At 64.8% G+C, this 23,873-nt stretch carries 30 protein-coding genes and 1 riboswitch; of the genes, 17 read left to right on the top strand and 13 right to left on the bottom strand.

All coding sequences use genetic code 11. The features are described from left to right. Positions 1-13 precede the first annotated feature (13 nt). Entirely contained in the window at positions 14-643 is a 630-nt protein-coding gene (locus ACK5JE_RS07125; RefSeq protein ID WP_416800996.1) for a 5-formyltetrahydrofolate cyclo-ligase, read from the top strand. Between the two features lie 52 nt (positions 644-695). On the opposite strand, the gene metF is transcribed toward ACK5JE_RS07125, so the two are convergent. From metF to metK, 4 genes are all read right to left on the bottom strand, one after another. Continuing rightward, positions 696-1,541 (bottom strand): methylenetetrahydrofolate reductase [NAD(P)H], encoded by an 846-nt coding sequence (gene metF / locus ACK5JE_RS07120; protein WP_416800995.1) that lies wholly within the window; start codon positions 1,539-1,541, stop codon positions 696-698. Next, a complete protein-coding gene (locus ACK5JE_RS07115) occupies positions 1,538-1,876 on the bottom strand; it encodes a phage holin family protein (protein WP_416801079.1) in 339 nt (112 codons plus the stop codon). Before ACK5JE_RS07115 ends, metF begins: the two co-directional genes overlap by 4 nt. A 63-nt stretch (positions 1,877-1,939) precedes the next feature. Beyond that, positions 1,940-3,346 (bottom strand): adenosylhomocysteinase, encoded by a 1,407-nt coding sequence (gene ahcY / locus ACK5JE_RS07110; protein WP_416800994.1) that lies wholly within the window; start codon positions 3,344-3,346, stop codon positions 1,940-1,942. Positions 3,347-3,407: 61 nt separating this feature from the next. Further along, positions 3,408-3,505, bottom strand: a riboswitch (S-adenosyl-L-homocysteine riboswitch). 43 nt (positions 3,506-3,548) lie between these two features. Next, positions 3,549-4,712, bottom strand: coding sequence for a methionine adenosyltransferase (gene metK, locus ACK5JE_RS07105; RefSeq protein ID WP_416800993.1), 1,164 nt, complete (start codon positions 4,710-4,712; stop codon positions 3,549-3,551). A gap of 293 nt (positions 4,713-5,005) precedes the next feature. Here metK and ACK5JE_RS07100 point away from each other — a divergent pair, with 293 nt between their 5' ends. Both ACK5JE_RS07100 and ACK5JE_RS07095 read left to right on the top strand, forming a co-directional pair. Continuing rightward, entirely contained in the window at positions 5,006-5,878 is an 873-nt protein-coding gene (locus ACK5JE_RS07100) for a lysophospholipid acyltransferase family protein (protein WP_416800992.1), read from the top strand. Positions 5,879-5,916: 38 nt separating this feature from the next. Then, on the top strand, positions 5,917-6,807 hold the full coding sequence (locus ACK5JE_RS07095) for a lysophospholipid acyltransferase family protein (protein ID WP_416800991.1): 891 nt from the start codon (positions 5,917-5,919) through the stop codon (positions 6,805-6,807). Positions 6,808-6,826: 19 nt separating this feature from the next. On the opposite strand, the gene ACK5JE_RS07090 is transcribed toward ACK5JE_RS07095, so the two are convergent. Next, entirely contained in the window at positions 6,827-7,153 is a 327-nt protein-coding gene (locus ACK5JE_RS07090) for a hypothetical protein (RefSeq protein WP_416801082.1), read from the bottom strand. On the opposite strand from ACK5JE_RS07090, the gene dapF reads away from it, so the two are divergent. Genes dapF through ACK5JE_RS07075 form a run of 3 tightly spaced genes read left to right on the top strand, consistent with a single transcriptional unit; the run spans position 7,109 to position 9,746 of the window. Further along, positions 7,109-7,993, top strand: a complete 885-nt coding sequence (gene dapF, locus ACK5JE_RS07085; RefSeq protein ID WP_416801078.1) for a diaminopimelate epimerase — start codon at positions 7,109-7,111, stop codon at positions 7,991-7,993. The genes ACK5JE_RS07090 and dapF overlap by 45 nt on opposite strands. A gap of 12 nt (positions 7,994-8,005) precedes the next feature. Further along, complete coding sequence (locus tag ACK5JE_RS07080; RefSeq protein WP_416800990.1) at positions 8,006-8,686, top strand: DUF484 family protein; 681 nt, start codon at positions 8,006-8,008, stop codon at positions 8,684-8,686. Positions 8,687-8,699: 13 nt separating this feature from the next. Continuing rightward, positions 8,700-9,746 (top strand): tyrosine recombinase XerC, encoded by a 1,047-nt coding sequence (locus ACK5JE_RS07075; protein WP_416800989.1) that lies wholly within the window; start codon positions 8,700-8,702, stop codon positions 9,744-9,746. Here ACK5JE_RS07075 and ACK5JE_RS07070 read toward each other — a convergent pair. The 4 genes from ACK5JE_RS07070 to ACK5JE_RS07055 form a co-directional block, all read right to left on the bottom strand. Next, positions 9,743-10,687 carry a metal ABC transporter solute-binding protein, Zn/Mn family gene (locus tag ACK5JE_RS07070; RefSeq protein ID WP_416801077.1) on the bottom strand — a complete coding sequence of 315 codons (945 nt, stop codon included), beginning with the start codon at positions 10,685-10,687 and terminating at the stop codon, positions 9,743-9,745. The genes ACK5JE_RS07075 and ACK5JE_RS07070 overlap by 4 nt on opposite strands. 97 nt (positions 10,688-10,784) lie before the next feature. Continuing rightward, on the bottom strand, positions 10,785-11,690 hold the full coding sequence (locus ACK5JE_RS07065) for a metal ABC transporter permease (protein ID WP_416800988.1): 906 nt from the start codon (positions 11,688-11,690) through the stop codon (positions 10,785-10,787). After that, positions 11,690-12,427 (bottom strand): metal ABC transporter ATP-binding protein, encoded by a 738-nt coding sequence (locus ACK5JE_RS07060; RefSeq protein ID WP_416800987.1) that lies wholly within the window; start codon positions 12,425-12,427, stop codon positions 11,690-11,692. The genes ACK5JE_RS07065 and ACK5JE_RS07060 overlap by 1 nt, the downstream gene beginning before the upstream one ends. Then, positions 12,418-12,561, bottom strand: coding sequence for a hypothetical protein (locus tag ACK5JE_RS07055; RefSeq protein WP_416800986.1), 144 nt, complete (start codon positions 12,559-12,561; stop codon positions 12,418-12,420). Before ACK5JE_RS07055 ends, ACK5JE_RS07060 begins: the two co-directional genes overlap by 10 nt. 51 nt (positions 12,562-12,612) lie before the next feature. Here ACK5JE_RS07055 and ACK5JE_RS07050 point away from each other — a divergent pair, with 51 nt between their 5' ends. Further along, positions 12,613-13,080, top strand: a complete 468-nt coding sequence (locus ACK5JE_RS07050; RefSeq protein ID WP_416800985.1) for a Fur family transcriptional regulator — start codon at positions 12,613-12,615, stop codon at positions 13,078-13,080. Here ACK5JE_RS07050 and ACK5JE_RS07045 read toward each other — a convergent pair. Both ACK5JE_RS07045 and ACK5JE_RS07040 read right to left on the bottom strand, forming a co-directional pair. Continuing rightward, on the bottom strand, positions 13,045-14,601 hold the full coding sequence (locus ACK5JE_RS07045; protein ID WP_416800984.1) for a sensor histidine kinase: 1,557 nt from the start codon (positions 14,599-14,601) through the stop codon (positions 13,045-13,047). The two genes, ACK5JE_RS07050 and ACK5JE_RS07045, sit on opposite strands and share 36 nt — an antisense overlap. Next, a complete protein-coding gene (locus ACK5JE_RS07040) occupies positions 14,595-15,311 on the bottom strand; it encodes a response regulator transcription factor (protein WP_416800983.1) in 717 nt (238 codons plus the stop codon). Before ACK5JE_RS07040 ends, ACK5JE_RS07045 begins: the two co-directional genes overlap by 7 nt. Before the next feature lie 95 nt (positions 15,312-15,406). Here ACK5JE_RS07040 and ACK5JE_RS07035 point away from each other — a divergent pair, with 95 nt between their 5' ends. The 7 genes from ACK5JE_RS07035 (at position 15,407) to hslU (ending at position 20,907) form a co-directional block, all read left to right on the top strand. Continuing rightward, entirely contained in the window at positions 15,407-16,060 is a 654-nt protein-coding gene (locus ACK5JE_RS07035) for a cytochrome b/b6 domain-containing protein (RefSeq protein WP_416800982.1), read from the top strand. After that, on the top strand, positions 16,057-16,839 hold the full coding sequence (locus ACK5JE_RS07030; protein ID WP_416800981.1) for a molybdopterin-dependent oxidoreductase: 783 nt from the start codon (positions 16,057-16,059) through the stop codon (positions 16,837-16,839). Before ACK5JE_RS07035 ends, ACK5JE_RS07030 begins: the two co-directional genes overlap by 4 nt. A 64-nt stretch (positions 16,840-16,903) precedes the next feature. Beyond that, entirely contained in the window at positions 16,904-17,155 is a 252-nt protein-coding gene (locus ACK5JE_RS07025) for a pentapeptide MXKDX repeat protein (protein WP_416800980.1), read from the top strand. 193 nt (positions 17,156-17,348) lie between these two features. Beyond that, positions 17,349-18,452: a CobW family GTP-binding protein gene (locus ACK5JE_RS07020; protein WP_416800979.1), complete on the top strand. Its 1,104-nt coding sequence runs from the start codon at positions 17,349-17,351 to the stop codon at positions 18,450-18,452. Positions 18,453-18,529: 77 nt separating this feature from the next. Further along, positions 18,530-18,970 (top strand): RNA polymerase-binding protein DksA, encoded by a 441-nt coding sequence (gene dksA / locus ACK5JE_RS07015; protein WP_416800978.1) that lies wholly within the window; start codon positions 18,530-18,532, stop codon positions 18,968-18,970. Positions 18,971-19,031: 61 nt separating this feature from the next. After that, positions 19,032-19,565, top strand: a complete 534-nt coding sequence (gene hslV, locus ACK5JE_RS07010; protein ID WP_416800977.1) for an ATP-dependent protease subunit HslV — start codon at positions 19,032-19,034, stop codon at positions 19,563-19,565. A 25-nt stretch (positions 19,566-19,590) separates the two neighbouring features. Beyond that, positions 19,591-20,907: an ATP-dependent protease ATPase subunit HslU gene (hslU, locus tag ACK5JE_RS07005; protein ID WP_416801076.1), complete on the top strand. Its 1,317-nt coding sequence runs from the start codon at positions 19,591-19,593 to the stop codon at positions 20,905-20,907. 23 nt (positions 20,908-20,930) lie between these two features. On the opposite strand, the gene ACK5JE_RS07000 is transcribed toward hslU, so the two are convergent. Next, entirely contained in the window at positions 20,931-21,293 is a 363-nt protein-coding gene (locus ACK5JE_RS07000; protein WP_416800976.1) for a copper-binding protein, read from the bottom strand. A gap of 123 nt (positions 21,294-21,416) precedes the next feature. On the opposite strand from ACK5JE_RS07000, the gene ACK5JE_RS06995 reads away from it, so the two are divergent. The 3 genes from ACK5JE_RS06995 to ACK5JE_RS06985 all read left to right on the top strand — a co-directional run bounded on the left by ACK5JE_RS06995 (position 21,417) and on the right by ACK5JE_RS06985 (position 23,540). Further along, complete coding sequence (locus ACK5JE_RS06995) at positions 21,417-21,851, top strand: GNAT family N-acetyltransferase (protein WP_416801075.1); 435 nt, start codon at positions 21,417-21,419, stop codon at positions 21,849-21,851. Positions 21,852-21,880: 29 nt separating this feature from the next. Beyond that, entirely contained in the window at positions 21,881-22,435 is a 555-nt protein-coding gene (locus ACK5JE_RS06990) for a cob(I)yrinic acid a,c-diamide adenosyltransferase (protein WP_416800975.1), read from the top strand. Positions 22,436-22,664: 229 nt separating this feature from the next. Continuing rightward, positions 22,665-23,540 (top strand): MurR/RpiR family transcriptional regulator, encoded by an 876-nt coding sequence (locus ACK5JE_RS06985; protein WP_416800974.1) that lies wholly within the window; start codon positions 22,665-22,667, stop codon positions 23,538-23,540. Here the strand turns inward: ACK5JE_RS06985 and ACK5JE_RS06980 are convergent, their stop codons facing one another. Continuing rightward, a complete protein-coding gene (locus ACK5JE_RS06980) occupies positions 23,541-23,858 on the bottom strand; it encodes a c-type cytochrome (protein WP_416800973.1) in 318 nt (105 codons plus the stop codon). Positions 23,859-23,873: the final 15 nt, after the last annotated feature.

The following is a 23,873-nucleotide window of genomic DNA, read 5'->3' as shown; positions in this document are numbered from 1 at the left end:
ACCAAATCACCCCATGAATCAGAACGCACAGGATAACGCAGCCGCCCTGCGGGCGCGACTCAAGCAGCGACGCCGCGAGATGCCACCCCGGGATCGCGACCGGGGGGCGCTGTTGATCCGGGGTCGCCTGTACACCTGGCTGGCGACCAACCGCACCCGGCTGAGGGAATCCGGTCGCCCCGACATCCGCCATATCGCCGCATTCTGGTCCATGGCCGACGAACCCGCATTGCAGGCGCTGCTGGGCCAGTGGGCGGAGGACGAAACTTTGCAGGTCTCGCTGCCGGTGGTCACCGCGCCCGGCCAGCCGCTGCAATTCCGCGCGTGGACGCCGGACACGCCCATGGCGCCGGGCGCCTACGGTATCCAGGAACCCGCGGGGCCGCCCGCCCCGGCGCCCGACGTCATCCTGGTGCCCACCCTGGGCTATACGCGCCAGGGCGACCGGCTGGGCTATGGCGGCGGCTACTATGACCGCACGCTGGCGGCACTGAAAACCTCCGGCCATGCCTTCACGACCGTCGGCATCGCCTGGGCCTGCGGCGACCTCAGCGGCGAGACCTACACCCCCGCCGCGCACGATGTCCGGCTGGACACGATCCTGACCGACAAGGGCTGGGCCGTCCCGGCTCCGGAGCTGTAGGCGGCGCCCGGCAACGGGCGGCGTCCGCGCGCCCGACAGAGCGGCCCGGCCGTCAGCCGTCCAGTCCGAGATGGGCGCAGATCTGCGTCACGGCATCGGCATTGTTCAGCGTATAGAAATGCACCCCGGGCGCGCCCTGCTCCAGCAGACGCGCCGTCAATTGCGTCACCACGTCGATGCCGAAAGCGCGGATGGACGCTTTGTCGTCACCGAAGTCCTGCAACCTCAAGCGCATCCAGCGGGGGATTTCGGCCCCGCACATGGACGAGAACCGCGCCAATTGGGTGTAGTTGGTCAGCGGCATGATGCCCGGCGTGATGGGGGCATCCACCCCCTGTGCGCGCACGCGATCGACAAAGTCGAAATAGGCGTCGGGATTGAAAAAATATTGCGTGATGGCGCCATTGGCCCCGGCCCGGATTTTCTCCACGAAGTGCCGCAGATCCGAGGCCGCGCTTTCGGCCTGAGGATGCATTTCCGGATAGGCCGCGACCTCGATGTGAAAGTGGTCGCCAAAGTGCTCACGCACGAAACGTACCAGGTCGACGGCATGATGCAGCTCGCCCGTATCTCCGCCCATGCCTGAGGGCAGGTCGCCGCGCAGGGCGACCAGACGGCGGATGCCGCGCGTGCGGTAATCGTCCAGGATGACGTGCAGCTCGGCACGCGTCGCGCCGATGCAGGACAGATGTGGCGCCACTTCGACTTCCAGATTCTGCAGCATCTGTACCGTATCGACCGTGCCGGTCCGGGTGGAGCCGCCCGCGCCGAAGGTCACGCTGACGTAGGCGGGTCGCAGCGCGGCCAGCCGCTTGGCCGAGCGCACCAACCGCTCCTGGGCGGCAATGTCGCGCGGCGGAAAGAATTCCAGGCTGATCACGGAGGATGAGGCGCTCATGAAAGCAACAACCCCGCCAATGCCGTGGACACGATGCTGTAGACGATCGCGCCGATCACCGCCCACCAGAAGCCGTCCACCTGGAAGCCCTTGAGAATGGAGCCGGCGAGCCAGAACACCAGGGCATTGAGCACCAGCAGAAACAGGCCCAGCGTGATGATGGTCAACGGCAGGGTCAACAGGATCAGCAAAGGCTTGACCACGGTGTTGAGCAGGCCCAGCACCAGCGCGGCAACCAGGGCCGAGCCGAACGAGGCCACGGTGATGCCGGGCAGAATATAGGCCACGACCAGCAGGGCCACGGCATTCAGGATCCAGACGAGCAACAGCATGATGAGAGTCTCGAAGAAGGAATCGGAAGGGCCCCGTCCCCCGGTTCCCCGGCGGACGGAACGAGATCAATAACGGTAATGATCGGGCTTGAAGGGTCCCTGGGCGGGCACGCCGATATAGTCGGCCTGTTTCTGCGTCAGCTGCGTCAGATGCACCCCGAGTTTCTTCAGATGCAGGCGGGCCACCTTTTCGTCCAGGTGCTTGGGCAATACATAGACCTGGCCGGTCTTGTACTGGTCGCCCCGGGTGAACAGCTCGATCTGGGCGATGGTCTGGTTGGTGAAGGAAGCCGACATCACGAAGGACGGGTGGCCGGTGGCGCAACCGAGGTTCACCAGGCGGCCCCTGGCCAGCAGAATGACGCGCTTGCCATCCGGGAAGATGATGTGATCGACCTGAGGCTTGATCTCCTCCCAGGACAGGTCTTCCACCGAGGCTACGTTGATTTCGCTGTCGAAGTGACCGATGTTGCAGACGATGGCCTGGTCTTTCATGCGATACAGATGATCGCGGTCGATGACATGGTAGTTGCCGGTCGCCGTCACAAAAATGTCCGCCTGCTCGACCACATCCGCATCATTCAGGTCCACCACGCGGTAGCCTTCCATCGAAGCCTGCAGGGCGCAGATGGGATCGACCTCGGTCACCCAGACCTGCGCGCGCAAGGCGGCCAGCGCCTGGGCGCAGCCCTTGCCCACATCGCCAAAACCGCACACCACGGCGATCTTGCCCGCGACCATCACATCGGTGGCGCGCTTGATTCCATCCACCAGGGACTCACGGCAGCCATACAGATTGTCGAACTTGGATTTGGTGACCGAATCGTTGACGTTGATGGCGGGGATTTTCAGCTCGCCGCGCTGAGACATCTGATACAGGCGGTGCACACCGGTGGTGGTTTCCTCGGTCACACCGCGGATCAGGGACAGCCGGGCGGAATACCACTCGGGATCACGGGCCAGTTGCGCCTTGATGGCGGCAAACAGCACGCGTTCTTCCTCATTGTCGGGATTGGCGATGGCCGATGCGTCGTTTTCCGCGCGGGCGCCCAGGTGCAGCAGCAGCGTGGCGTCCCCCCCGTCATCCAGGATCATGTTGGCCTGCTCGCCCGGCCAGTCGAAGATGCGATGCGTGTACTGCCAGTAGTCCTCCAGGGACTCGCCCTTGACGGCGAACACCGGCGTGCCGCCGGCGGCAATGGCCGCCGCGGCATGATCCTGAGTGGAAAAAATATTGCATGAGGCCCAACGAACCTCGGCGCCCAGCGCCTTGAGGGTCTCGATCAGCACCCCCGTCTGGATGGTCATGTGCAGGCTGCCGGCAATGCGCGCACCCTTGAGGGGCTGTGAGGCGGCGAATTCCTCGCGGGTGGCCATCAGGCCGGGCATTTCGGTTTCGGCGATGGCGAGTTCGCGGCGGCCCCAGTCGGCCAGGGCGATATCGGCGATGACGTAGTCGTGTGCAGTGCTCATGGTAATCCTGTAGAGCCTGCGCGCGGAAGCGGACGCCCGTGCCCACCCCGCCCGCGCAGGGCAACGATGGGCGCCGTTCGTGATGAAGGTACCTGAGCCTGGCGATCCACATGCGCGTCCGTGGCGGACGGCGGGACCGGTGCAGCGCCCCTCAGGAGAAGGAAAGCATTATACCGTGGAGCAGGTGCCACGGCCCGCCGGATCAGGCCGCGGCCTTCAGCACCTGGACCTTGTCGGTGGCTTCCCAGCTGAATTCCGGTTCGCTGCGGCCGAAATGGCCATAGGCCGCGGACTTGGAATAGATGGGGCGCAGCAGATCCAGCATATTGATGATGCCCTTGGGGCGCAGGTCGAAATGCTCTCGCACCAGGCGCGCGATCTGCTCGTCGGGAATCACTCCCGTGCCTTCGGTATAGACCGTGATATTGATCGGCTCAGCCACCCCGATGGCATAGCTGACCTGCACCTGGCATTGACGCGCCAGACCGGCGGCGACGATATTCTTGGCCACATAACGAGCGGCATAGGCGGCGGAACGGTCGACCTTGGACGGATCCTTGCCGGAAAACGCGCCCCCCCCGTGCGGGCAGGCACCGCCATAGGTGTCGACGATGATCTTGCGCCCCGTCAGACCGCAGTCGCCCTGCGGCCCGCCGATGACGAACTTGCCCGTGGGGTTGATCAGGAATTTGGTCCGATCCGTGAGCAGCCCATCGGCAAAGACCGGGCGGATGATGTGCTCGATGGCGGCTTCGCGAATCTCGGCCTGGGAGATGTCGGGATGATGCTGGGTGGACAGCACCACTGTGTCGACCTCGGCCGGCTTGCCGTCGATATAGCGGAAAGTCACCTGGGACTTTGCATCCGGACGCAGCCAGGGCAGGCGGCCATCCTTGCGCAGTTCGGCCTGCCGCTGGACGATGCGGTGCGAATACCAGATCGGCGCGGGCATCAGGTCGGGGGTCTCGTCGCAGGCATAGCCGAACATCAGGCCCTGATCACCGGCCCCCTGGTTCAGGATTTGTTCCGGGGTGCGGTCCACACCCTGGGCGATGTCGGGAGACTGCTTGTCGTAAGCAACCAGGACCGCGCAGCCCTTGTAGTCGATCCCATAGTCGGTATTGTCATAGCCGATCCGGCGGATCGTATCGCGGGCCACCTGGATATAGTCCACGTTGGCGTGCGACGTGATTTCGCCAGCCAGCACGACCAGGCCGGTATTGCAGAGCGTCTCGGCGGCGACCCGGGAGTTCGGGTCCTGCTCGAGCAGCGCGTCCAGGATGGCGTCGGAAATCTGGTCAGCGACCTTGTCGGGGTGACCTTCGGAGACGGATTCGGAAGTAAAGAGAAAATCGTTGTTTGCCACAGCGATGCGTCCTGTAAAAACGCCGGGCTCACCGGCGCGAGGTTGAACGAAACGCGTTGCACCTCTTCAGGATATCGGGGCGCGACGCTTTAGCGGAAAAAAGCCCGGCCAGACAGCATGACCAGGTGATCGCTCCGCAAGTTGTCGGGTTAACTCAGCGATCCTTTTCATTTTAAGCGAAAATATCACCTGTCAAAAAGAAAGCATACTCCCCGGTGTGATGTGCGCATGACGCGCACATGGGCGCAGGCCGCCCGATACGCCGGAGGCTGACCGCATCACTCAAAGTCCTCATGCTGCTGTTCCTCGTCCGCCCGCTGGCTGCGCTGCCCCTGTCCTGGCTTCAGGCCATGGGCCGGGCGCTCGGCCTGTTCATCTATCTGTTTCCGGGTCGCTACCGCCGTCGCATTCAGTCCAATGCCCGCCAGGCCGGCTATTCCGATGCGGCCTTCGCCCGTCGGGCGGCTGCCGAATCCGGCGCCATGATTCTGGAGATTCCCAAGGTCTGGTGGCGCACCCCGCAATGTCTGGCCATGACGGGCGGCGATCAGGAGTCCGTGGTGCATGAAGCACTGGCCGAGGGCCGGGGCGTTCTGTACCTGACCCCACACCTGGGCTGTTTCGAGATCGTCGCGCGCCACCTGACGCAGCACGGGCCGCTGACGGTGATGTTCCGCCCCTCCCGCAGTCCGTTGCTCGAACCCATCGTCGAGTCTTCGCGCGACATGCGCAATCTGCGCTCTGTGCCGGCCAACCGCCACGGCGTGCGCGAATTCGTCCGCGCCCTCAAGCGCGGTGAGGCCGTCGGCATGCTGCCCGACCAGGTGCCCCGCGAAGGCGATGGCGTCTGGCTGCCCTTCTTCGGCCGCCATGCCCTGACCATGACGCTGGCGGCGCGCCTGGCCCTGCAAACAGGCGTGGCGGTGATTCTGAGCGCTGGCGAACGCCTGCCCGGCGGGCGTGGCTGGCGCATCCATTGCCTGCGTCTGCCCGAGCCGCTGCCAACGACTCCGGACGCCCTGGCCGCCACCATCAACCAGGCCATGGAGACCTTGATCAGACGCTTTCCCGAACAATATCTGTGGAGCTACAACCGTTACAAGGAACCGGACGACGCGCCGCCCCACCCCGACCAGACCACTCCTTCACCTGATGCGCCGGCCTGAGCACCCGGGCGGTGGAGCCGGCCACCCTGATTTTTGCCATGGCTTTTGACAAGAAACCTCTGCTGCGCGCCGTTCTGGGCTATTTCGGCCGTTGTTCCACCCGCGCGCGACTGCGCTGGGGACGCATCCTGGGGTGGTTGACGCCACGCCTGCTGCGTTCCCGCGCCTACGTCGTCCGGGTGAACCTGGAACGCTGCTTTCCCGACCTGTCGACCGCCGACCGGGATGCCCTGATGCAACGCCATTTCCACCTGCTGGCCCAGTCCTTCGTGGATCGGGGCCTGTGCTGGTTCGGTACGCGTGAGCGCATCCTAGACACGGTGACGCTGCACGGTGAGCACCACCTCCAGACATTGCTGGACCAGGGACGCCGCATCCTGCTGTTCGCACCGCACTTCATTGCGCTGGATGCCGCCGCCACTCGCCTGACCCTGCTGGTGAAGGAATCCGCCACGCTTTATACACGCCAGAGCGACGCGGACGTGGACGAGATCGTGCGCCTGGGGCGCGGGCGCTTCAACCAGGTTCACCTGGTCAGCCGTCACGATGGGGTGCGCGGCCTGATCCGGCATCTGCGCAAGGGAATTCCCGTGTACTACCTGCCCGATATGGATTTTGGCCGCCAGGGCAGCGCCTTCATCCCTTTTTTCGGCATCCCCGCCGCCACACTGCTGTCCGCGGCCCAGATCGCTGGCACCTGGGACGCCGTCGTGTTGCCGATCATCAGCCGTCTGGATCCCGACACGGGCCGCTACAGCGTGCATATCGGGCCGCTCGTGGAGAACTTTCCCGGCAACGACATCCCGGAAACCGCGACTGCCCGCCTGAACGCGCTGATCGAGGCCGAGGTCCGTCAGGATCCCGCCCAGTATTACTGGGTGCACCGGCGCTTCAAGACGCGGCCAGAGGGGGAAAAAGGGTTTTACTGACGCCCGGCTTCCCGTCGTCTCATCGCTCCAACAAGCTGCGGAAGTCGCTCTGCGAGCGCTCGAAGAACTTGGCATCGGCAACCTCGTAGCCGGCATCCTCGCAGGCCTGTTTCTGCGTCTTTTGGGTGCTCCAGCCGATGGCGTCGTCGGACGGCAGGATGGCCAGACGCTGGCGACCCGCACACTCATCGATTTCGTGGTGGATAAAGCCCGGGCCTGGGCAAAACAGGCCGACCGGATGTCGCCCAGACGTGATCCCTGCGCCACAGGGGAGCAGGATCGGAGCACTCGCAACCCGCTTTTGCTGGATAATGCACCGATGATCTGGAATTTCACCAAAATGCACGGCGCGGGCAACGACTTCGTCGTCCTGGACGGCGTGCGTCAGTCCATCGACCTCACGCCAGCCCGCGCCCGGGCCCTGGCCGATCGCCATCGCGGCATCGGCGCCGACCAGATTCTGCTGGTCGAGCAACCTCTGCACCCGGATGCGGATTTCCGCTACCGGATCTTCAATGCCGACGGCGGCGAAGTCGAGCATTGCGGCAATGGCGCGCGCTGTTTCGTGCGTTTCGTGCACGAACAGGGCCTGTCGCGCCGCAACCCGCTGCGCGCCGAGATCGCGACTGGGCTGATCGTGCTGCGCGAGGCCGACGACGGCCAGGTCGGCGTGGAGATGGGCCGGACCACCTTCGCCCCTCAGGATCTGGCTTTCGACCCAAGCGGCCTGGAGACGCGAGATTGCGGCCAGGACATCCTGTACCGCCTGGATCTTCCACCTGAGACGGGCGACGTCTGGTGCTCGCTGGTGGCCATTTCCAATCCCCATGCCGTCGTTCAGGTGGACGATGTGGACACCTGTCCGGTCGCCCGCCTGGGACCCGCCATCGAATCCCATCCCCGTTTCGCGCAGCGCGTCAATGCCGGCTTCATGCAAGTGATCGACCGCGGCCACATCCGGCTGAGGGTCTACGAACGCGGCGCCGGCGAGACGCTGGCCTGCGGCACCGGCGCCTGCGCCGCTGTGGTCGCAGGCATCCGGCGCGGCCTGCTGGACAGCCCGACGCAGGTCGATACGCGCGGCGGCACCCTGCAAATCGAATGGGATGGCCAGATCCTGCGCATGCAGGGTCCGGCACTGACCGTTTTTCATGGCCAGATCGATATCGATGCCTTCACTGACTGACGGAAAGCACACATGACACAAGATGCCTTCACCGCCCGCGACGTGGCGGACTACCTCAGAAGCAATCCTGATTTCTTCGAAACACACGCCGACGTCTTCGCCTCGCTGAACGTGCCCCACCCCCACGAGGCCCGTGCGATCTCACTGGGAGAGCGGCAGATCCTGACCCTGCGCGCGCGCGTCAAGGAACACGAGCACCGATTGATGCAGCTGCTCCACAACGCCGGCGGCAACGAACGCATCAACCAGTCGCTGATGCAGTGGTGCGCGCGCATGCTGTCAGAGCCCGATGCCGAACGCATCCCGGCCCACATCATCCGCAGCCTGTCGGATCAATTCGACCTGAGCGCCATCGCGCTGCGGGTCTGGGATCTGCCCGCCCTGGAAGACAGCGAATTCGCGCAGGACGTCGATGCCGGGATCCGGGCCTACGCCGACAACCTGACGCAGCCCTACTGCGGTCCGCTCAAGGATCAGGAACCCGCCCGCTGGCTGGCATCCGAACCCGCCTCCCTGGCGATCCTGCCTCTGCGCACACTGAACAGCCCCACGCCGATCGGCCTGCTGGTGCTGGGCGCGAACGAGGCCGGGCGTTTCACGCCGGACATGGGCACGGATTTCCTGTCGCTGATCGCCTCTCTGGCTGGCGCCGCGCTGGGGCGGCTGGCACGCCAGGCGCCCGAACCGGACTGAGCGGCAGGCCGTCATGACCGCGCACGCCGGGAATCCGCGCCCTGGTCACGGGGAGACGGACGCCCCTGCGCAACCCACGGAACCCTCCCCCGAGGACACCTCACCAGACGGCCGTCTGGCCGAGACCTGGCTGTGCGAACTGGCGGCGCAACAGCGCTATTCCGCGCATACGATCGCCGCCTATCGACGCGACCTGAGGGCGCTGCGTCAGTGCTTCCCAGATCAGCCGCTGGATGCGCTGAGCGAAGCCCAGATCCGTCAGGCACTGGGCCGGCTGCATGCCTCCGGGCTGCAACCGCGCAGTCTGGCACGCGCGCTGGCCGCCTGGCGTAGCTACTATGAATGGCGCGCCCCTGCGGCCGGCCTGACGCGCAATCCCGCTCACGGCGTGCGCGCGCCCCGGATTCCTCACAGCCTGCCCAAGGCCCTGTCGGTGGATCAGGCCCAGGCCCTGCTGGATCGCAAACAGCTGCCGCCCGCCGAAACCCCGGTCGAGCGGCGTGACATGGCCATGTTCGAGATCCTGTATTCCGGCGGCCTGCGCTTGTCGGAACTGGTCGGCCTGGACTGGCAGCCGGTGCGCACACCGGGCCACATCTCGCACAGCTGGATCCTGATCGAAGAAGGCGAAGCGGTTGTCCGGGGCAAGGGCGGCAAGACCCGTATCGTGCCGCTGGGCCGCCAAGCCCTGGCCGCCGTGCGAGCCTGGCTGGAAGTCCGCGACAGACTGCTGGGCCCCCGGTCCGACGACGATGCGCGGGCCGCGCTGTTCCTGGGCGAACGGGGCCTGCGCATCAGTCCGCGCGTGGTGCAACTGCGCCTGCAAGCCCTGGCGCAGCACGTCGGTCTGCCACTGCACGTGCATCCACACAGCCTGCGGCACAGTTTCGCCAGCCACCTGCTGCAATCTACACAAGACCTGCGTGCCGTTCAGGAACTGCTCGGGCACGCCAACATCTCCACGACACAGATTTACACCCGGCTGGATTTCCAGCATCTGGCCGCCAGCTACGACCAGGCCCACCCCCGGGCGCGGCGCAAGACCGGAGACGAATCCTAGGGCTGTCCGAAAGCCTGCAGCACCTGCGATGTGTTCCAGCGGAACATGCCCAGGTAGGTCGAAGCCGCATGCCCTGGCTGATCCAGCGTATCCGCGTACAGCGCGCCGCTTGGCGCCACCCCGGTCTCCGAAGCGACTTGCTGCAATGCGCGCGCATTGCCCCCCTGCTCCACGAACAAGGCGCGAATGTGATATTCGCGGATCCGGGTCACCAGATCCGCCATGGCGCGCGCCGAGGGCTCAGCCTCGCTGGACAGACCAACCACCGAAAGCACCTCGATCCCATAGGCCGCGCCAAAATAGCCAAAGGCATCATGCGAGGTCGCCAGCACGCGCTGAGCTGCAGGCACGGCCTCCAGGCGACGACGCCATTGCGCGTCGGCCTGCTGCAGCTGACGCACATAGGCCTCGGCCCGCGCCTGGTAGGCGGCGGCATGCACCGGATCGGCCTCGGCCAGTCCGCGCGCGATATTGCGCGCATAGATCACGCCATTGGCCAGACTCTGCCAGGCATGCGGATCGACGCCGCCATGATCATGGCCATGGGCCTCGTGATCGTGCGCCGCATGCGCGTGGTCATGGGAATGGTCATGGTCGTGGTTGTCCGCCTCATGCTCTGACGCAACGTCCAGACGCCTTGCTGCAACACCCTGAGAAGCCTCGATCACACGCCCCTGAAACCCGGCCGCCTCGACCAGCCGCGGCATCCAGGACTCGAAGCCCAGGCCGTTGACCACCAGCACCCGGGCACGGCCCAGCGCGCGCGCATCCTTCGGCCTCGGCTCGAAAGTATGCGCATCCCTCATCGGCCCGACAAGAACGTCCAGACGGATATCGTCGCCACCGACCTCACGCACCATGTCCGCCAGAATCGAGAACGAGGCCACCACAGGCAGACGCGCGTCTTGCGCCGCGCCTTCGGCACGCGCGGCCTGGATCATCGCGACATGCAGCACGAAAAGGCATGCTGCCCCCGCCAGCCACACGCCAAAACGCCCCTGTTTTCCGGATCGATGCACCTTCATTGATTTCCTTCCTTCATTGATTTCCTTCCTCGATGGATTGCAGCAGTCGGGCGCGGCGCGCCCGCGCCTCGCGCCAGGCCAGCAGAATGCCGCCATGCGGACCGAGAGCGACTGAAATGAAATGGATCGCGCCCGCCGCCAGGATGATGGCCGGCGAAGCAGGCACATCCGCGTGATAGGACACCAACAGACCCGCATACGAAGCCAGGGCGCCCAGCGCGGCGGCCAGCACCATCTGGGCGCCCACCGGCCGCACCCAGAACCGGGCCGCGGTCGCGGGCAGCATCATGATGCCCACCACCATGAGCGTGCCCAGCACCTGAAAACCCGCCACCAGGTTCAACACCAGCAGCAGCAGAAAGCCCATGTGCGCCCAGGCGCCCGCCCGGCCTTCGGCGCGCAGGAAGCCGGGATCCAGGCACTCCATCGCCAGCACGCGCAGCAGCGCCGCCAATGCCAGCAGCGTCACGCTGCTCACGACCGTGACCAGGATCAGCGCCGCATCGCCAAGTCCGAGAACCGTGCCGAACAGCACATGGATCAGATCCATATTGGTGCCTTTGAGGGACACGAGCAGCACCCCGAGGCCCAGCGACACCAGATAGAAGGCGGCAAAGCTGGCATCCTCGCGCAGGGGCGTCATGCGCGACACCAGGCCGGCGAGCACGGCCACGGCCACACCAGTGACCAGTCCGCCAAGCGTCATCGCCGTCATGGACAAACCCGCCGTCAGGAAACCGACCGCCACTCCAGGCAAAATGGCATGGGCCATGGCATCTCCCATCAGGCTGAGGCGGCGCAACACCAGGAACACCCCCAGCGGCCCGGCCGCGAATGCCAGCGCCCAGGCGCCCGCCAGGGCGCGGCGCATGAAGCCGAACTCGATGAAGGGCTGCACCAGCCAATGCCACACGTCCATCAGGCCGCTTCTCCGGCGCACAGGTGACGGGCCAGATGCAGATTGGATGCGCTCAGCATCTGGCTGCTGTCCCCCCAACCGACAACCTGTCCCGCCAGCAACAGCGTCTGCGGGAAATAGGCCCGCACAATGTCCAGGTCGTGCAGCACGACAATCAGAGTCCGCCCTTCGGTATGCCACTGATGCAACAGCGCCAGCAGATCCTCGGTCGTAGCCCGGTCCACTGCAGCAAAGGGCTCATCCAGCAGAATCACCCGAGCATCGCGCAGCATCAGCCGCGCGAACAGCGCACGCTGACGCTGTCCTCCGGACAGTGTATTCACGGGCTGGCGGCCAAAACCGGCCAGGCCCACGGCGCGCAGCGCAGCCTCGACCGCATCCCGTCCTCCGGCGTCCAGACCCCGCCAGGCGCCCAGCCGATGCCAGGCGCCCATGGCCACCAGGTCAAAGGTACTGATGGGGAAATCGAGATCCAGTTCGGCCGACTGCGGCAGGCACGTCAGGTCGCGGGCCAGCGCCGCATCGATCCTGATCCGTCCGCGAACAGGGCTCAGACGACCCGCCATGGCCTTGATCAACGTGGATTTTCCGGCGCCATTGGGGCCCACCACCGCGGTCAGCGAGCCTTGAGTAAAGATGCCGTTGGCATCGCGCACCGCAATCCGGTCACGCCAGCCCAGCCAGACCTGCTGCAGCTCAATGGCGGACACCGCATCGGGCCGCACATTCACCACCATTGCAACGCCCATCCGGTCAGCAGCCACAGAAACAGCACAGCCAGCGCAACACGGCCCATGCGCTGGCCCGCCGACAGCAGCAAAGAAGAGCCGCGATAGCGGCCCGGCCTGGAAAACGGAGCAAGGAATGACATGATGATTCGTGACGAACACAGCCAGAGTTGTTATGTTATAACATAACTATCATGAAGACAGAGACTTCCCATCACTCTCATGCAGGGATCGCAACGCGCCTGAGCGCGGCCGAGCGGCTCTGCGCCCAGCGCGGGACCCGGCTGACGCCCCTGCGCAGGCTGGTTCTGGAGACGCTGCTGCGTCATCACGGCAGCCTCAAGGCTTATGAATTGCTCGACACTTTGCGAACCGTCCAGCCAGGCGCCGCACCACCCACGGTCTATCGGGCGCTGGATTTCCTCACGGAACAAGGTCTGATCCACCGGCTCGATGCCGTCAACGCCTGGAGCGCCTGCACTGACGTGGGCGGCCAGCCGCATGACGTGCTGGTTGTCTGTACCCGCTGTGGCAGCGTGGCCGAACTCAGCGACCCGGCCCTGGGCCGCCGGCTGGCCGCCTGCGTGGCCCAGGCCGGCTACGCCCTCAGCGGCCAGGAGACCGAGCTACGCGCGCTCTGTCCCCGCTGTCAGCAAGCCTGAGTCACGGTCGGATGCAAATGCCTGCTTGTCCGCGGGACTGCTCGTCAGCACGAACTGGAACACCGCCCCGGAGCCGAACTGCGGCAGCAGCCGGATCGTGCTCTTGTGCAATCGCAGGATGCGGTCGACGATCATCAGTCCGAATCCACCCGAACGCTTTTCCTGAGCAGCTGCATAGCCCGTGAACACGGGACGCTCGAACAGGTGCCTGGCCTGGACAGGGGAAATCCCCGGGCCGGTATCGCGCACGGTGACCACGATCCCGCCCTGCCCGTCGGACTGAAGCTGCACGGTGATCTTCCCGCCCGCCGGCGTCGCCCGCACAGCATTGTCGATCAGATTGACCAGCACGCGCTCCAGCATGGCGAGGTCGGCCGTCACCGGCGGCAATCCGGGCGCGATGTCGGCCACCATGACCTGTCGCCGGGCCTCTGCCGCCAATTCGAATTTCTGAAAGACGTCCTGCAACAGGTCGGGCAGGAAGAACTGCTCCATCTGCGGCCTGACCATGCCGTATTCCAGCCGGGCCAGCTCGAACATCTCCTGGGCCAGGAGACCGACCTTGCGGCTTTGCCCGAGCGCAATATCGAGATAGCGCAACCGCTCCTGCGGATCCAGCGCATCGGATTTCATCCGCAAGGTCTCCAGATAGCCATGCAGCGAGGTGAGCGGTGTGCGCAGATCGTGGGAAAGGTTGGCAAAGAATTCGCGCCGCTGCTGATCCTGGTCGCGCAACGTGCGCCACTGCTCATCGATCCGCAGGGCCAGCTGCTCGAAACTCTGGCTCAGCAGCATCATGTCGCTGCCGCTGTTGGCCGCCTGCTCCAGCAGTGGCCGGGCCTGAGGCAACCAGGACATGCCATGGCGCTTGAGCCCGCGCACGGCCTCGGTCAGCGTGCGCAGCGGACGCGTGATCTGATGAAATGCCGTCAGGCCGGCCAGCAATCCCAGCAGGGCCACCAGCGCCATGGACCACAGCATGGCTTCGGCCGCGCCCCCGGCATGCACATGCTCGGCAAGCGAGTCCCGGCTTTCGCCCTGCAGGATCACATAGACGAATCCCGCCTTGCGGTCTGCGGATCCCAGCGGCGCGGCGCTGAACACCTTGCGGGCCTCGGCGTCGCGCGGGTCATCGCCGAGAATCGGCAAGGAGCCGCCATCGAGCAGCGACTCGATGGGCGACAGATCCACCCGCATGCGCTTGACGGCTCCCTCGGGGGCCGAATAGGACTGAATGCGCCCCGCCGCATCGAGCAGGTAGACTTCGACACTGGGATTCACAACCATCAGTTTGTCGAACAGCCCGCGCACCGCAAAAGGATTGAACTCCCCGGCCGCCATCAATTCGGGATAGCTGGCGATATGCGGCGCCAGATCCAGGGAGAGCCGCTGGATGACCTCCTGTTCGTGTTGCTCGCCTTCGCGGATCTGCAAGGCCACCGAAGCAGCGCAACAGGCCAGCAACAGGACAACGAATACCGCCGACAGGCGCTGCGACAGAGAAAGCCTGCGCATCAGCATGACGAGGAATCCCCCACCAGTTTGTAGCCGCGTCCCCAGACCGTCTGAATCAGGCAGGGATCGGACGGATTCTGTTCGATTTTCATACGCAGCCGATTGATGTGTGTATTCACCGTATGCTCATAGCCATCATGCTGATAGCCCCAGACCTGGTTGAGCAGGTCGAGGCGCGAGAACACCCGCCCGGGATGGCGGGCAAAGAAATACAGCAGGTCGAACTCGCGCGGCGTCAACTCCACCGGCTGCCCATGCTGATGCACCTCACGGGAGATCGGATCGATGCTCAGCGTGTCGAGCACGAGTACACCGGCATCCAGGCGGGCATTGCGCGCCAGCGCCTCGCTGCGCCGCAGCAGCGCGCGCACGCGCGCCACGAGTTCCATCATGGAGAACGGTTTGGCCATGTAGTCATCGGCCCCCAGCTCCAGCCCCAGGATGCGGTGCACCTCGCTGGAGCGCGCGCTGATGATGATGATCGGAATGTAGTGGGTCATGGCCCGCGTCTGGCGGCAGATCTCGAGGCCATCGACACCCGGCAGCATCAGGTCCAGAACCAGCGCATGCCAATCCCCCTGCTCAAGCGCGGCCAGACCCTGCGTGCCGTCGGCCACGCGCACAGCGTCATAGCCTTCGTCACGCAGGTGCAGGCACAGAAGATCGGCAATATTGTCGTCATCCTCGACGATCAAAATACGTTTGGGAGCATCCATCCGCCTATTATCCGACAGGATGGCGCGCCGGTTTATCACGTTTTTTTGAACTCTTGGTGAGGATTCCGATAACGGAGCGATCACATAATGCGCCCATGCAATTTGATTTGACCTCTCTGACCGAGCATCGCAAACCGCTGCACCCCCTGTGGTTTCGGATGACGCACTGGATCAATGCCCTGGCCGTCCTCATCATGATCATGAGCGGCTGGCGCATCTACAACGCCTCCCCCCTGCTCGATTTCACCTTCCCAAGGAGCATCACGCTGGGCGGCTGGCTGGGTGGCGCGCTGCAGTGGCATTTTGCCGGCATGTGGCTGTTCGTCCTCAATGGACTGCTCTACCTGATCTTCAGCCTGGTCACCGGCAGAACGTCCCGCCGCCTGTTCCCCGTGTCGGCGCGCGGGATTCTGAACGACACGCGCCTGGCGTTCACGGGCCGCCTCACGCATTCGGACCCGGGCCGCTACAACCAGGTGCAGCGCGCCGCCTACCTGTTCGCGATCCTGGATCTCGTCATCCTGGTCCTGAGCGGCCTGGTCCTCTGGAAATCCGTGCAATTCCCGCTGCTGCGCGACCTCCTGGGCGGGTACGAGGCGGCCCGGTGGATACATTTCCTGAGCATGGCCGTCATCGCCGCGTTCGCCATCATCCATATCGCCATGGCCGTGCTGGTGCCGAAAACGCTGCTCACCATGATTTCGGGCAGGTCGCAACCCCGCCGACCTGCCGGACACACCTCATCATGAAATTCTCGCTCTGGCGCAAGGACAACGCCGAGGCCGTCGTGACCGAGGCGCGCGCCCTGATTCAGAAACAGCTGCCACAGGTCTCGCGCCGCCGGTTCCTGGCGCGCGGGCTGACCCTGGGCGGGGTCGGCCTGCTCAGCGGTTGCGTGATCGACAACAACGCCACGGCCGAAGCAGCCTTGACGCGAATCTCGCAATTCAATGACTGGGCGCAGGGCAAACTGTTCGACCCGTCGCAGCTTGCGCCCACTTACCCGGACGCCATGATCACGCGACCCTTCCCATTCAACGCATTCTATGGCGAAGACCAGGCACCTCAGATCGATGGCGAGGCGTTCCGGCTCGAAGTCTCCGGCCTGGTCACCCGCAAACGTCCATGGTCGCTGCGCGATCTCCGCGATCTGCCCCAATACACACAGGTCACGCGTCATATCTGCGTCGAAGGCTGGAGCGCGATCGGCAAATGGAGCGGCCCCCGCCTGGGCGACTTTCTGGTCATGATCGGCGCCGACATGCGCGCGCGCTACATCGGCGTGCATTGCAGCGACGATTACTACACCAGCATCGACATGGCGACTGCCATGCATCCGCAAACCCTGATTGCCCTGGACTGGAACGACGCGCCCTTGCCGCCGAAATACGGCTTTCCGATGAAGCTGCGCATTCCCACCAAGCTCGGCTACAAGAATCCCAAACACGTTCAAGCCATCTTCGTCAGCAACACCTTCAACCGCGGCTACTGGGAAGACCAGGGCTACAACTGGTTCGGCGGCAGCTGACGAATGCCCCCCTTTTCTCTACTGCGGCATCCGCCGCGCTCAACCTCCCTTGAAAGGAAACACGATGAAAAACACGTTCACCACCGCCGCACTCTCCGCCTGCCTCGCACTGGGTTCCGCCTCGGCCTTCGCCGCTGACGCGATGGGCAAGGACGCCATGGGCATGGACAAGCCCGCCGCGTCCGCCCAGGCCATGCACAAGGACAAGATGGGCATGGACAAGGATCACATGAGCAAAGACGCCATGGGTAAAGACCGCATGGGCAAGGACCGCATGGGCAAGGAGCACATGGGCAAGGACGGCATGAAAAAGTAAGCCCTGACGTCCTCAGGCTCTCCGTCGTTACACTTGTTTCATGCGTCCCGCAGGAAACGGCCTCCAGGTTTGCCCTAAACCCGGGCCTATGATGTAATCGCACGTTGATCGCCGCCCCTATCCCGCCTCCGGGAGGGCCTCATCCCCCCGGTACCGGGCGTGGCAAGGGCGGTGCATCGCATCCGAGACCATCATGAACACTGCTCCATCCGCCGATTCCCTGACCCCCGTCACCGTGCTCACCGGTTTTCTGGGCGCGGGCAAGACGACCCTGCTGCGCCGGATCCTGACGGAATTCCACGGCCAACGCATCGCCGTCATCGAGAACGAATTCGGCGAGGAAAACATCGACAACGACCTGCTGGTCCAGGACCGCGAAGAGCAGGTCGTGGAACTGAGCAACGGCTGCGTCTGCTGCACCGTGCGCGGCGATCTGATCCGGACCCTGGGCGACCTCGCCGCCCGGCGCTCGGCCGGCGGCGTGCGTTTCGATCGCGTGATCATCGAGACCACCGGCATGGCCAATCCCGGTCCGGTCTGCCAGACATTCTTCATGGACGACGCGGTGGCCGCCACCTACCGGCTCGATGCCGTCGTCACGGTGGTGGATGCCAAGCACGGCATGGCCACCCTGGACCGCCAGGAAGAAGCCCAGCGCCAGGTCGGCTTTGCCGACCGCATCCTCATCTCCAAAAAGGATTTGGTCAACGAGGCCGACTACCAGGCCCTGCGCGCCCGGCTGGTGCGGATCAACCCGCGCGCCACCATCCTGCCCGCGCATTTCGGCGAAACCGATCTGCACACCCTGCTGGATGTGAGTGGATTCGATCTGGATGCCATTCTGGACATCGATCCGGAATTCCTCGCCGAGGAGAACGGCAGCCACGATCATCACGGTCATCACGGCCACGATCATGGGCATGACCACGATGACGACGGCCATGAGTGCGGTCCCGCCTGCGGCCACGGCCATCACGATCATCATCACGCCCATCACGACGACGAGATCGGCGCCTTTGTATTCCGCGCCAACCGTCCCTTCGACCCGGAGCGGCTGGAGGACTTCCTCGGCGGCATCGTCCAGGTCTACGGTCCCGATCTGCTGCGCTACAAAGGCATCCTGTACATCAAGGGCATCAATCGCCGCATGCTGTTCCAGGGGGTCCACATGATGTTCGGCGCCGAGCCCGGCAAGCCCTGGCTTGCCAGTGAAAAACCGAATACCCGGATGGTCTTCATTGGCCGTAAACTCCCCCAGGACATCTTTACCCAGGGACTCGAGCAATGCCTGGCCTGAACGTTACATCACTGTCGCCCCACCCCCCCCTTCGGTCGCGGCCGACAGGATCCGACACATAATAAAGAGGACACAACATGGCAACCAAATCCAGCACCAAATCCCAGGGCAAGCCGCTCACGGAAAAAGCACTGCTGGCGATGCCTGAAAAGGACTACATGAACGAGGCCCAGCTGGCGTTCTTCCGCGACCGCCTGCACCAGCTCGAACACGAGATCCTGACCAATGCCGGCGCCACGACCGAGAATCTGCGCGAGACCCAATACGTGCCGGACCCGGCCGACCGCGCGACGATCGAAGAGGAACACGCCCTGGAACTGCGCACGCGCGACCGCGAGCGCAAGCTGCTCAAAAAAGTCCAGCAATCGATTTCCCGCATCGACGCGGGGGAATACGGCTGGTGCGAGGAGACCGGCGAGCCGATCGGCATTCCGCGCCTGCTGGCCCGGCCCACGGCCACCCTCTCGCTCGAAGCCCAGGAACGCCGCGAGATGCGCCAGAAACTCTACGGAGACTGATCCTCCGGCTTGATTTTTCGCCAACCGTCCCCATGTGGTCTGTTCCACTCGAGAGAACCGCATGGAACAATTTCACGCCACCACCATCGTCTGCGTCCGCCGCGGCGAAGAAGTCGCCCTGGGAGGCGACGGCCAGGTCACGCTGGGCAATATCGTCATCAAAGGCACGGCCCGCAAGATCCGCAAGCTCTATCACGACAAAGTCCTGGCCGGTTTCGCCGGCGCCACGGCGGATGCCTTCACCCTGCAGGAACGCTTCGAGGCCAAACTGGAAAAACACCAGGGCCACCTGATGCGCGCCGCCGTCGAACTGACCCGGGACTGGCGCACCGACAGGGTGTTGCGCCGGCTGGAGGCGATGCTGATCGTGGCCGATCGCGAACATACCTTGATCCTGACGGGCAACGGCGACGTCCTGGAACCCGAGCACGGCATCGCCGCCATCGGTTCGGGCGGCGCCTTTGCCCAGTCGGCCGCGCGCGCATTACTGGAGGCCACGGAACTGCCCCCCGCCGACATCGTCAAGAAATCCCTGGAGATCGCCGGGGAGCTGTGCATCTACACCAACCAGAACCACACCGTCGAAACGCTCTAGACCCATCATGTCTGACGCCACCCCCATGACCCCCAAGGAAATCGTCTCGGAACTGGACAAGCACATTGTCGGCCAGGACAAGGCCAAGCGTTCCGTCGCCGTGGCGCTGCGCAACCGCTGGCGCCGCCAGCAGGTGCCCGAACCGCTGCGCCATGAGATCGTCCCCAAGAACATCCTGATGATCGGCCCCACCGGCGTGGGCAAGACCGAAATCGCCCGCCGCCTGGCCCGTCTGGCCAACGCGCCTTTCGTCAAGATCGAGGCCACCAAGTTCACTGAGGTGGGCTACGTCGGGCGCGATGTGGACACGATCGTGCGCGATCTCGTCGAGGTCGCTCTCAAGCAGACGCGCGAGACTGCGATGCGGCGCGTGCGCACTCAGGCCGAGGATGCCGCAGAAGACCGCATCCTGGATACCCTGCTGCCGCCCCCGCACAACGCCCGCGGCGAACCTGAACGCGAGGAAAACAACACCCGTCAGGTGTTCCGCAAGCGCCTGCGCGAGGGCAGGCTGGACGATACGCAGATCGACATCGAGGTCGCCCAGACGCCACCGCACATGGAAATCATGGCCCCTCCCGGCATGGAGGAAATGACCGAGCAGTTGCGCGGCATGTTCGCCGGCCTGTCCCAGGGAAAGACAAAATCACGCAAGCTGTCGGTCAAAGAAGCCTTCAAGCTGCTGGTCGAGGAAGAAGCCGCGCGCCGCATCAACGAAGAAGAACTGCGCACCCAGGCCGTGACGCTGGCCGAACAGCATGGCATTGTGTTCCTGGACGAGATCGACAAGATCGCCGCGCGGCAGGAACAGGGCGGCGCGGACGTCTCGCGCCAGGGCGTGCAGCGCGACCTGCTGCCGCTGGTCGAGGGCACCACCGTCAACACCAAGTACGGCATGGTGCGCACCGACCATATCCTGTTCATCGCTTCCGGCGCCTTCCACCTGTCCCGGCCGTCGGATCTGATCCCCGAACTCCAGGGCCGTTTTCCGATCCGGGTGGAACTGGACTCTCTGTCCGCCGGAGACTTCGTGCGCATCCTGAACGAGACCGACGCCTCGCTGACCAAGCAGTACAGCGCCCTGCTGGCGACCGAGGACGTCACCCTGGAATTCACCGGGGACGGCGTCCAGCGGCTGGCCGAGCTGGCCTTCGAGGTCAATGAGCGCACCGAGAACATCGGCGCCCGGCGCCTGTACACGGTGATGGAAAAATTGCTGGAAGACCTGTCTTTCGAAGCCGCCAGTCCGGGAGCGCAGACCGTGGTGATCGACGCCGCCTACGTCAACGACAAGCTGTCCGAGGCCGCCGGCAGTCAGGACCTGGCGCGCTACGTCCTGTAAGGCAGGATTCGTGTGAACAGGCGCTAGTCTTTCTTCAGTTCGACGATACGGTACTGACCGTCGGCCCGCTCGGCCGTGAAATCGACCGCGTCGCCCACCGCGATCCCCACCAGCAGCGCCGGATCGATGTGATACATCAGGGTCATGGCGGGCAGGTCGAGTTTGCCGATGGCGCCATGACGAATGGCGATCTTGCCCGCCCCGGCGTTCACCCGCACGACCTCGCCACTGGCCTGGGCCCGCACGGGCGTCGCGGCGAGCACCGCGCCGGGTGCGGCCAAGGCCACGGCAGCCAGCGGCAGCACGCCTGGCAGGGCGGCACCGCCCGTCAGAGGCAAGGCGCAGGCCAGCGCCAGACACCGGGTCCGCAAAGCACGAAAATGCATGGGCTACACTCCTGTCTGTTCACCCAAGCATACCGCGAAACAGAGAATCTCTTGTCTACCCCAGTCCCCGGCTACGACCTGCGGCCCGCCACCGAATCCGACATTCCGGCCATTCACGCCCTGATGCTCGAAATGGCCGAATTCGAAAAACTGACCGATATCTTTCAGGCCACGCATGCCAGCCTGAAACAAAGCTTCTTCGGTCCGGAGCCGGCCGCCCACTGTCTGGTCATCACCCCGACCGAGACGCCGGCCACGGCTATCGCCTACATCATGTGGTTCCACAACTATTCCAGTTTCCTGGACCGGCGCGGCCTGTATCTGGAGGATGTATACATCACCCCCGCCCACCGGGGCCGCGGTCTCGGCGGCTGGGTACTCAGGCACCTGGCGGCACAGGCCGTGGCGCTGGGCTGCGGCCGTTTCGAATGGGTCGTGCTGGACTGGAACGAGAACGCCATCGAGTTCTACAAGCACCACGGCGGCGAAATCCTGGACGACTGGCGCGTCGTGCGCGTCACCGGCGATGCGCTGCGCCAGCTTGCCGGCCAGGGCTGAACGCCGCCTCTCTCCATCAGGACGCCGCCATGCCGACCCGCGTTTCCATCGTCGCCACCCGCACGGGGGATGACGGCACCACCGGCCTCGGTGACAAGACCCGCGTGCCTAAAGACGCGCCGCGCATCGCGGCGCTGGGCGATGTGGATGAGCTCAACAGCGTGATCGGCCTGTGGCGGGCGCAAGCCCTGCCGGCCGATGTGGACGCCCTGCTGGGCCAGATTCAGCATGATCTGTTCGACCTGGGCGGCGAACTCTGCATTCCGGACTGGACGTCGCTGAACGAAGCGCATGTGCAGCGCCTGGACGAGGCACTGGCGCGTTACAACGCCACGCTCGACCCGCTGCGGGAATTCATCCTGCCCGGCGGCACTCAGGCTGCCGCGCTGGCACACCTGGCCCGTACCGTGGCCCGCCGCGCGGAACGCTCGGTCGTCACGCTGGCGCGGACCGACACCGTCCATCCACCCGTGAAACAGTACCTGAACCGGCTGTCCGACCTGTGCTTCGTGCTGGCGCGCTTCCTGAACCGCGCCGCCGACGTGCCGGACATCCTGTGGAAACCACACGCGCCTCGCGAATGAACAAGCCCGGTTCAGCGTATGCCGGGGATGGCGATGAACGACATGGGTCATGAGATGACTCAACGAGTGTTTCTCATATAATTAATCACGCAACATTTAATTCAACTTCCAGGCCGCTCCTTCTGCCGCCGGACGGCGTCGAGGCACACAACATCCCGCTGGCGAATCCGGGCGACCGCCCGCTAGGACGCATCCATCACAGGCGCGGCGCAGAGGCTTTCCCACAACCATGTCAGCCCCCCTCACCCTGGATGAACTGACTCGTCACATCCAGACCCGGTATCCGGACCTCAGCCCCCAGTTCCAGACAGCCGCCCGCTACCTGCTCGACCATCCGACCCAGGTCTCCACCCTGTCGGCGCGCAAGCTGGCCGCGCTGGCCGGTGTGCAGCCCGCCACGCTGGTACGACTGGCACAGCACCTGGGCTATGCCGGCTGGGACGCCCTGAAGCCTGTGTTCACTCAGGCCCTCCTGACTGCGGGCGCCTACACTGCGCGCGCGCAATCCCTCCTCCACCGCCCGGATACCGGCCAGACGGCCTGGCAATCCACGCTCCATCAACAGACGCTCAATCTGCATGCCCTCGCGTCTGCCAACGAGACCGCCATGGCCCAGGCAGTCTCTCTGCTGGCGGATGCCGGGCGCATCGTGATCGCCGGATTCCGGTCCAGTTATCCGGCGGCCTTCAGCCTGCGCTACCTGTGCAGCCTGTTCCGCCCGGACGTGCACCTGCTGCACAACACGGGCGGCACCCTGGGCCTGGATACACGCCATCTGCGCCCCGCAGACGCCGCGGTCCTGATCGGTTACGCCCCTTACTCCCGCGAGATCATCGAACTGGCCGAGTCGCTGCGGCCCCAGGGCTGCCGTGTGCTGGCCCTGTCCGACAGCCATCTCGCCCCCATGGCGCTGCACGCCGACTGTGTGCTGACCTTTTCCACACAAAGCAACGCCTGCTTTCCCAGCACGGTGGCCATCCAGGCGCTGGTGGAAATGCTGGCCCGGCAACTGCGGCTTCTCCACGGCGAGCACACACAGGCTGAACGACATGCGGGCCGCCAGGCATTCGCCTGCGGCCCGCATGACCCCGTGGAGGGAATTTGATTACTGCGCGCGGCTGACCATGTATTCTACAGCGGCGCGCAGGGTCTCGTCATCGGCCTTGGTGCCGCCACGCGCGGGCATGGCGCCCTTGCCGTTGAGCGCCACGGACATCATTTCATCCATGCCCCTGGCGATCAGCGGCGCCCAGGCCTTCTTGTTGCCGAGCTTGGGGGCGCCAGCCGCGCCGGTACTGTGGCACGCGACACAGGCGCTCTTGTAGAGCTTTTCGCCGGTTTTCAGGGTGGCCGCGTTATTGGCCATCGACAGGGTCGGCAGCAGCGCCAGGGACAGGGCTGCCGCAGTCATGATCTTGAACATCTTGTTTTTCTCCGG

Source organism: Castellaniella sp. (assembly GCF_047971665.1).
Lineage (GTDB): Bacteria > Pseudomonadota > Gammaproteobacteria > Burkholderiales > Burkholderiaceae_B > Castellaniella.
The sequence above is the reverse complement of the archived record's forward strand: the minus strand, read 5'-3'. Positions and strand labels throughout refer to the sequence as shown.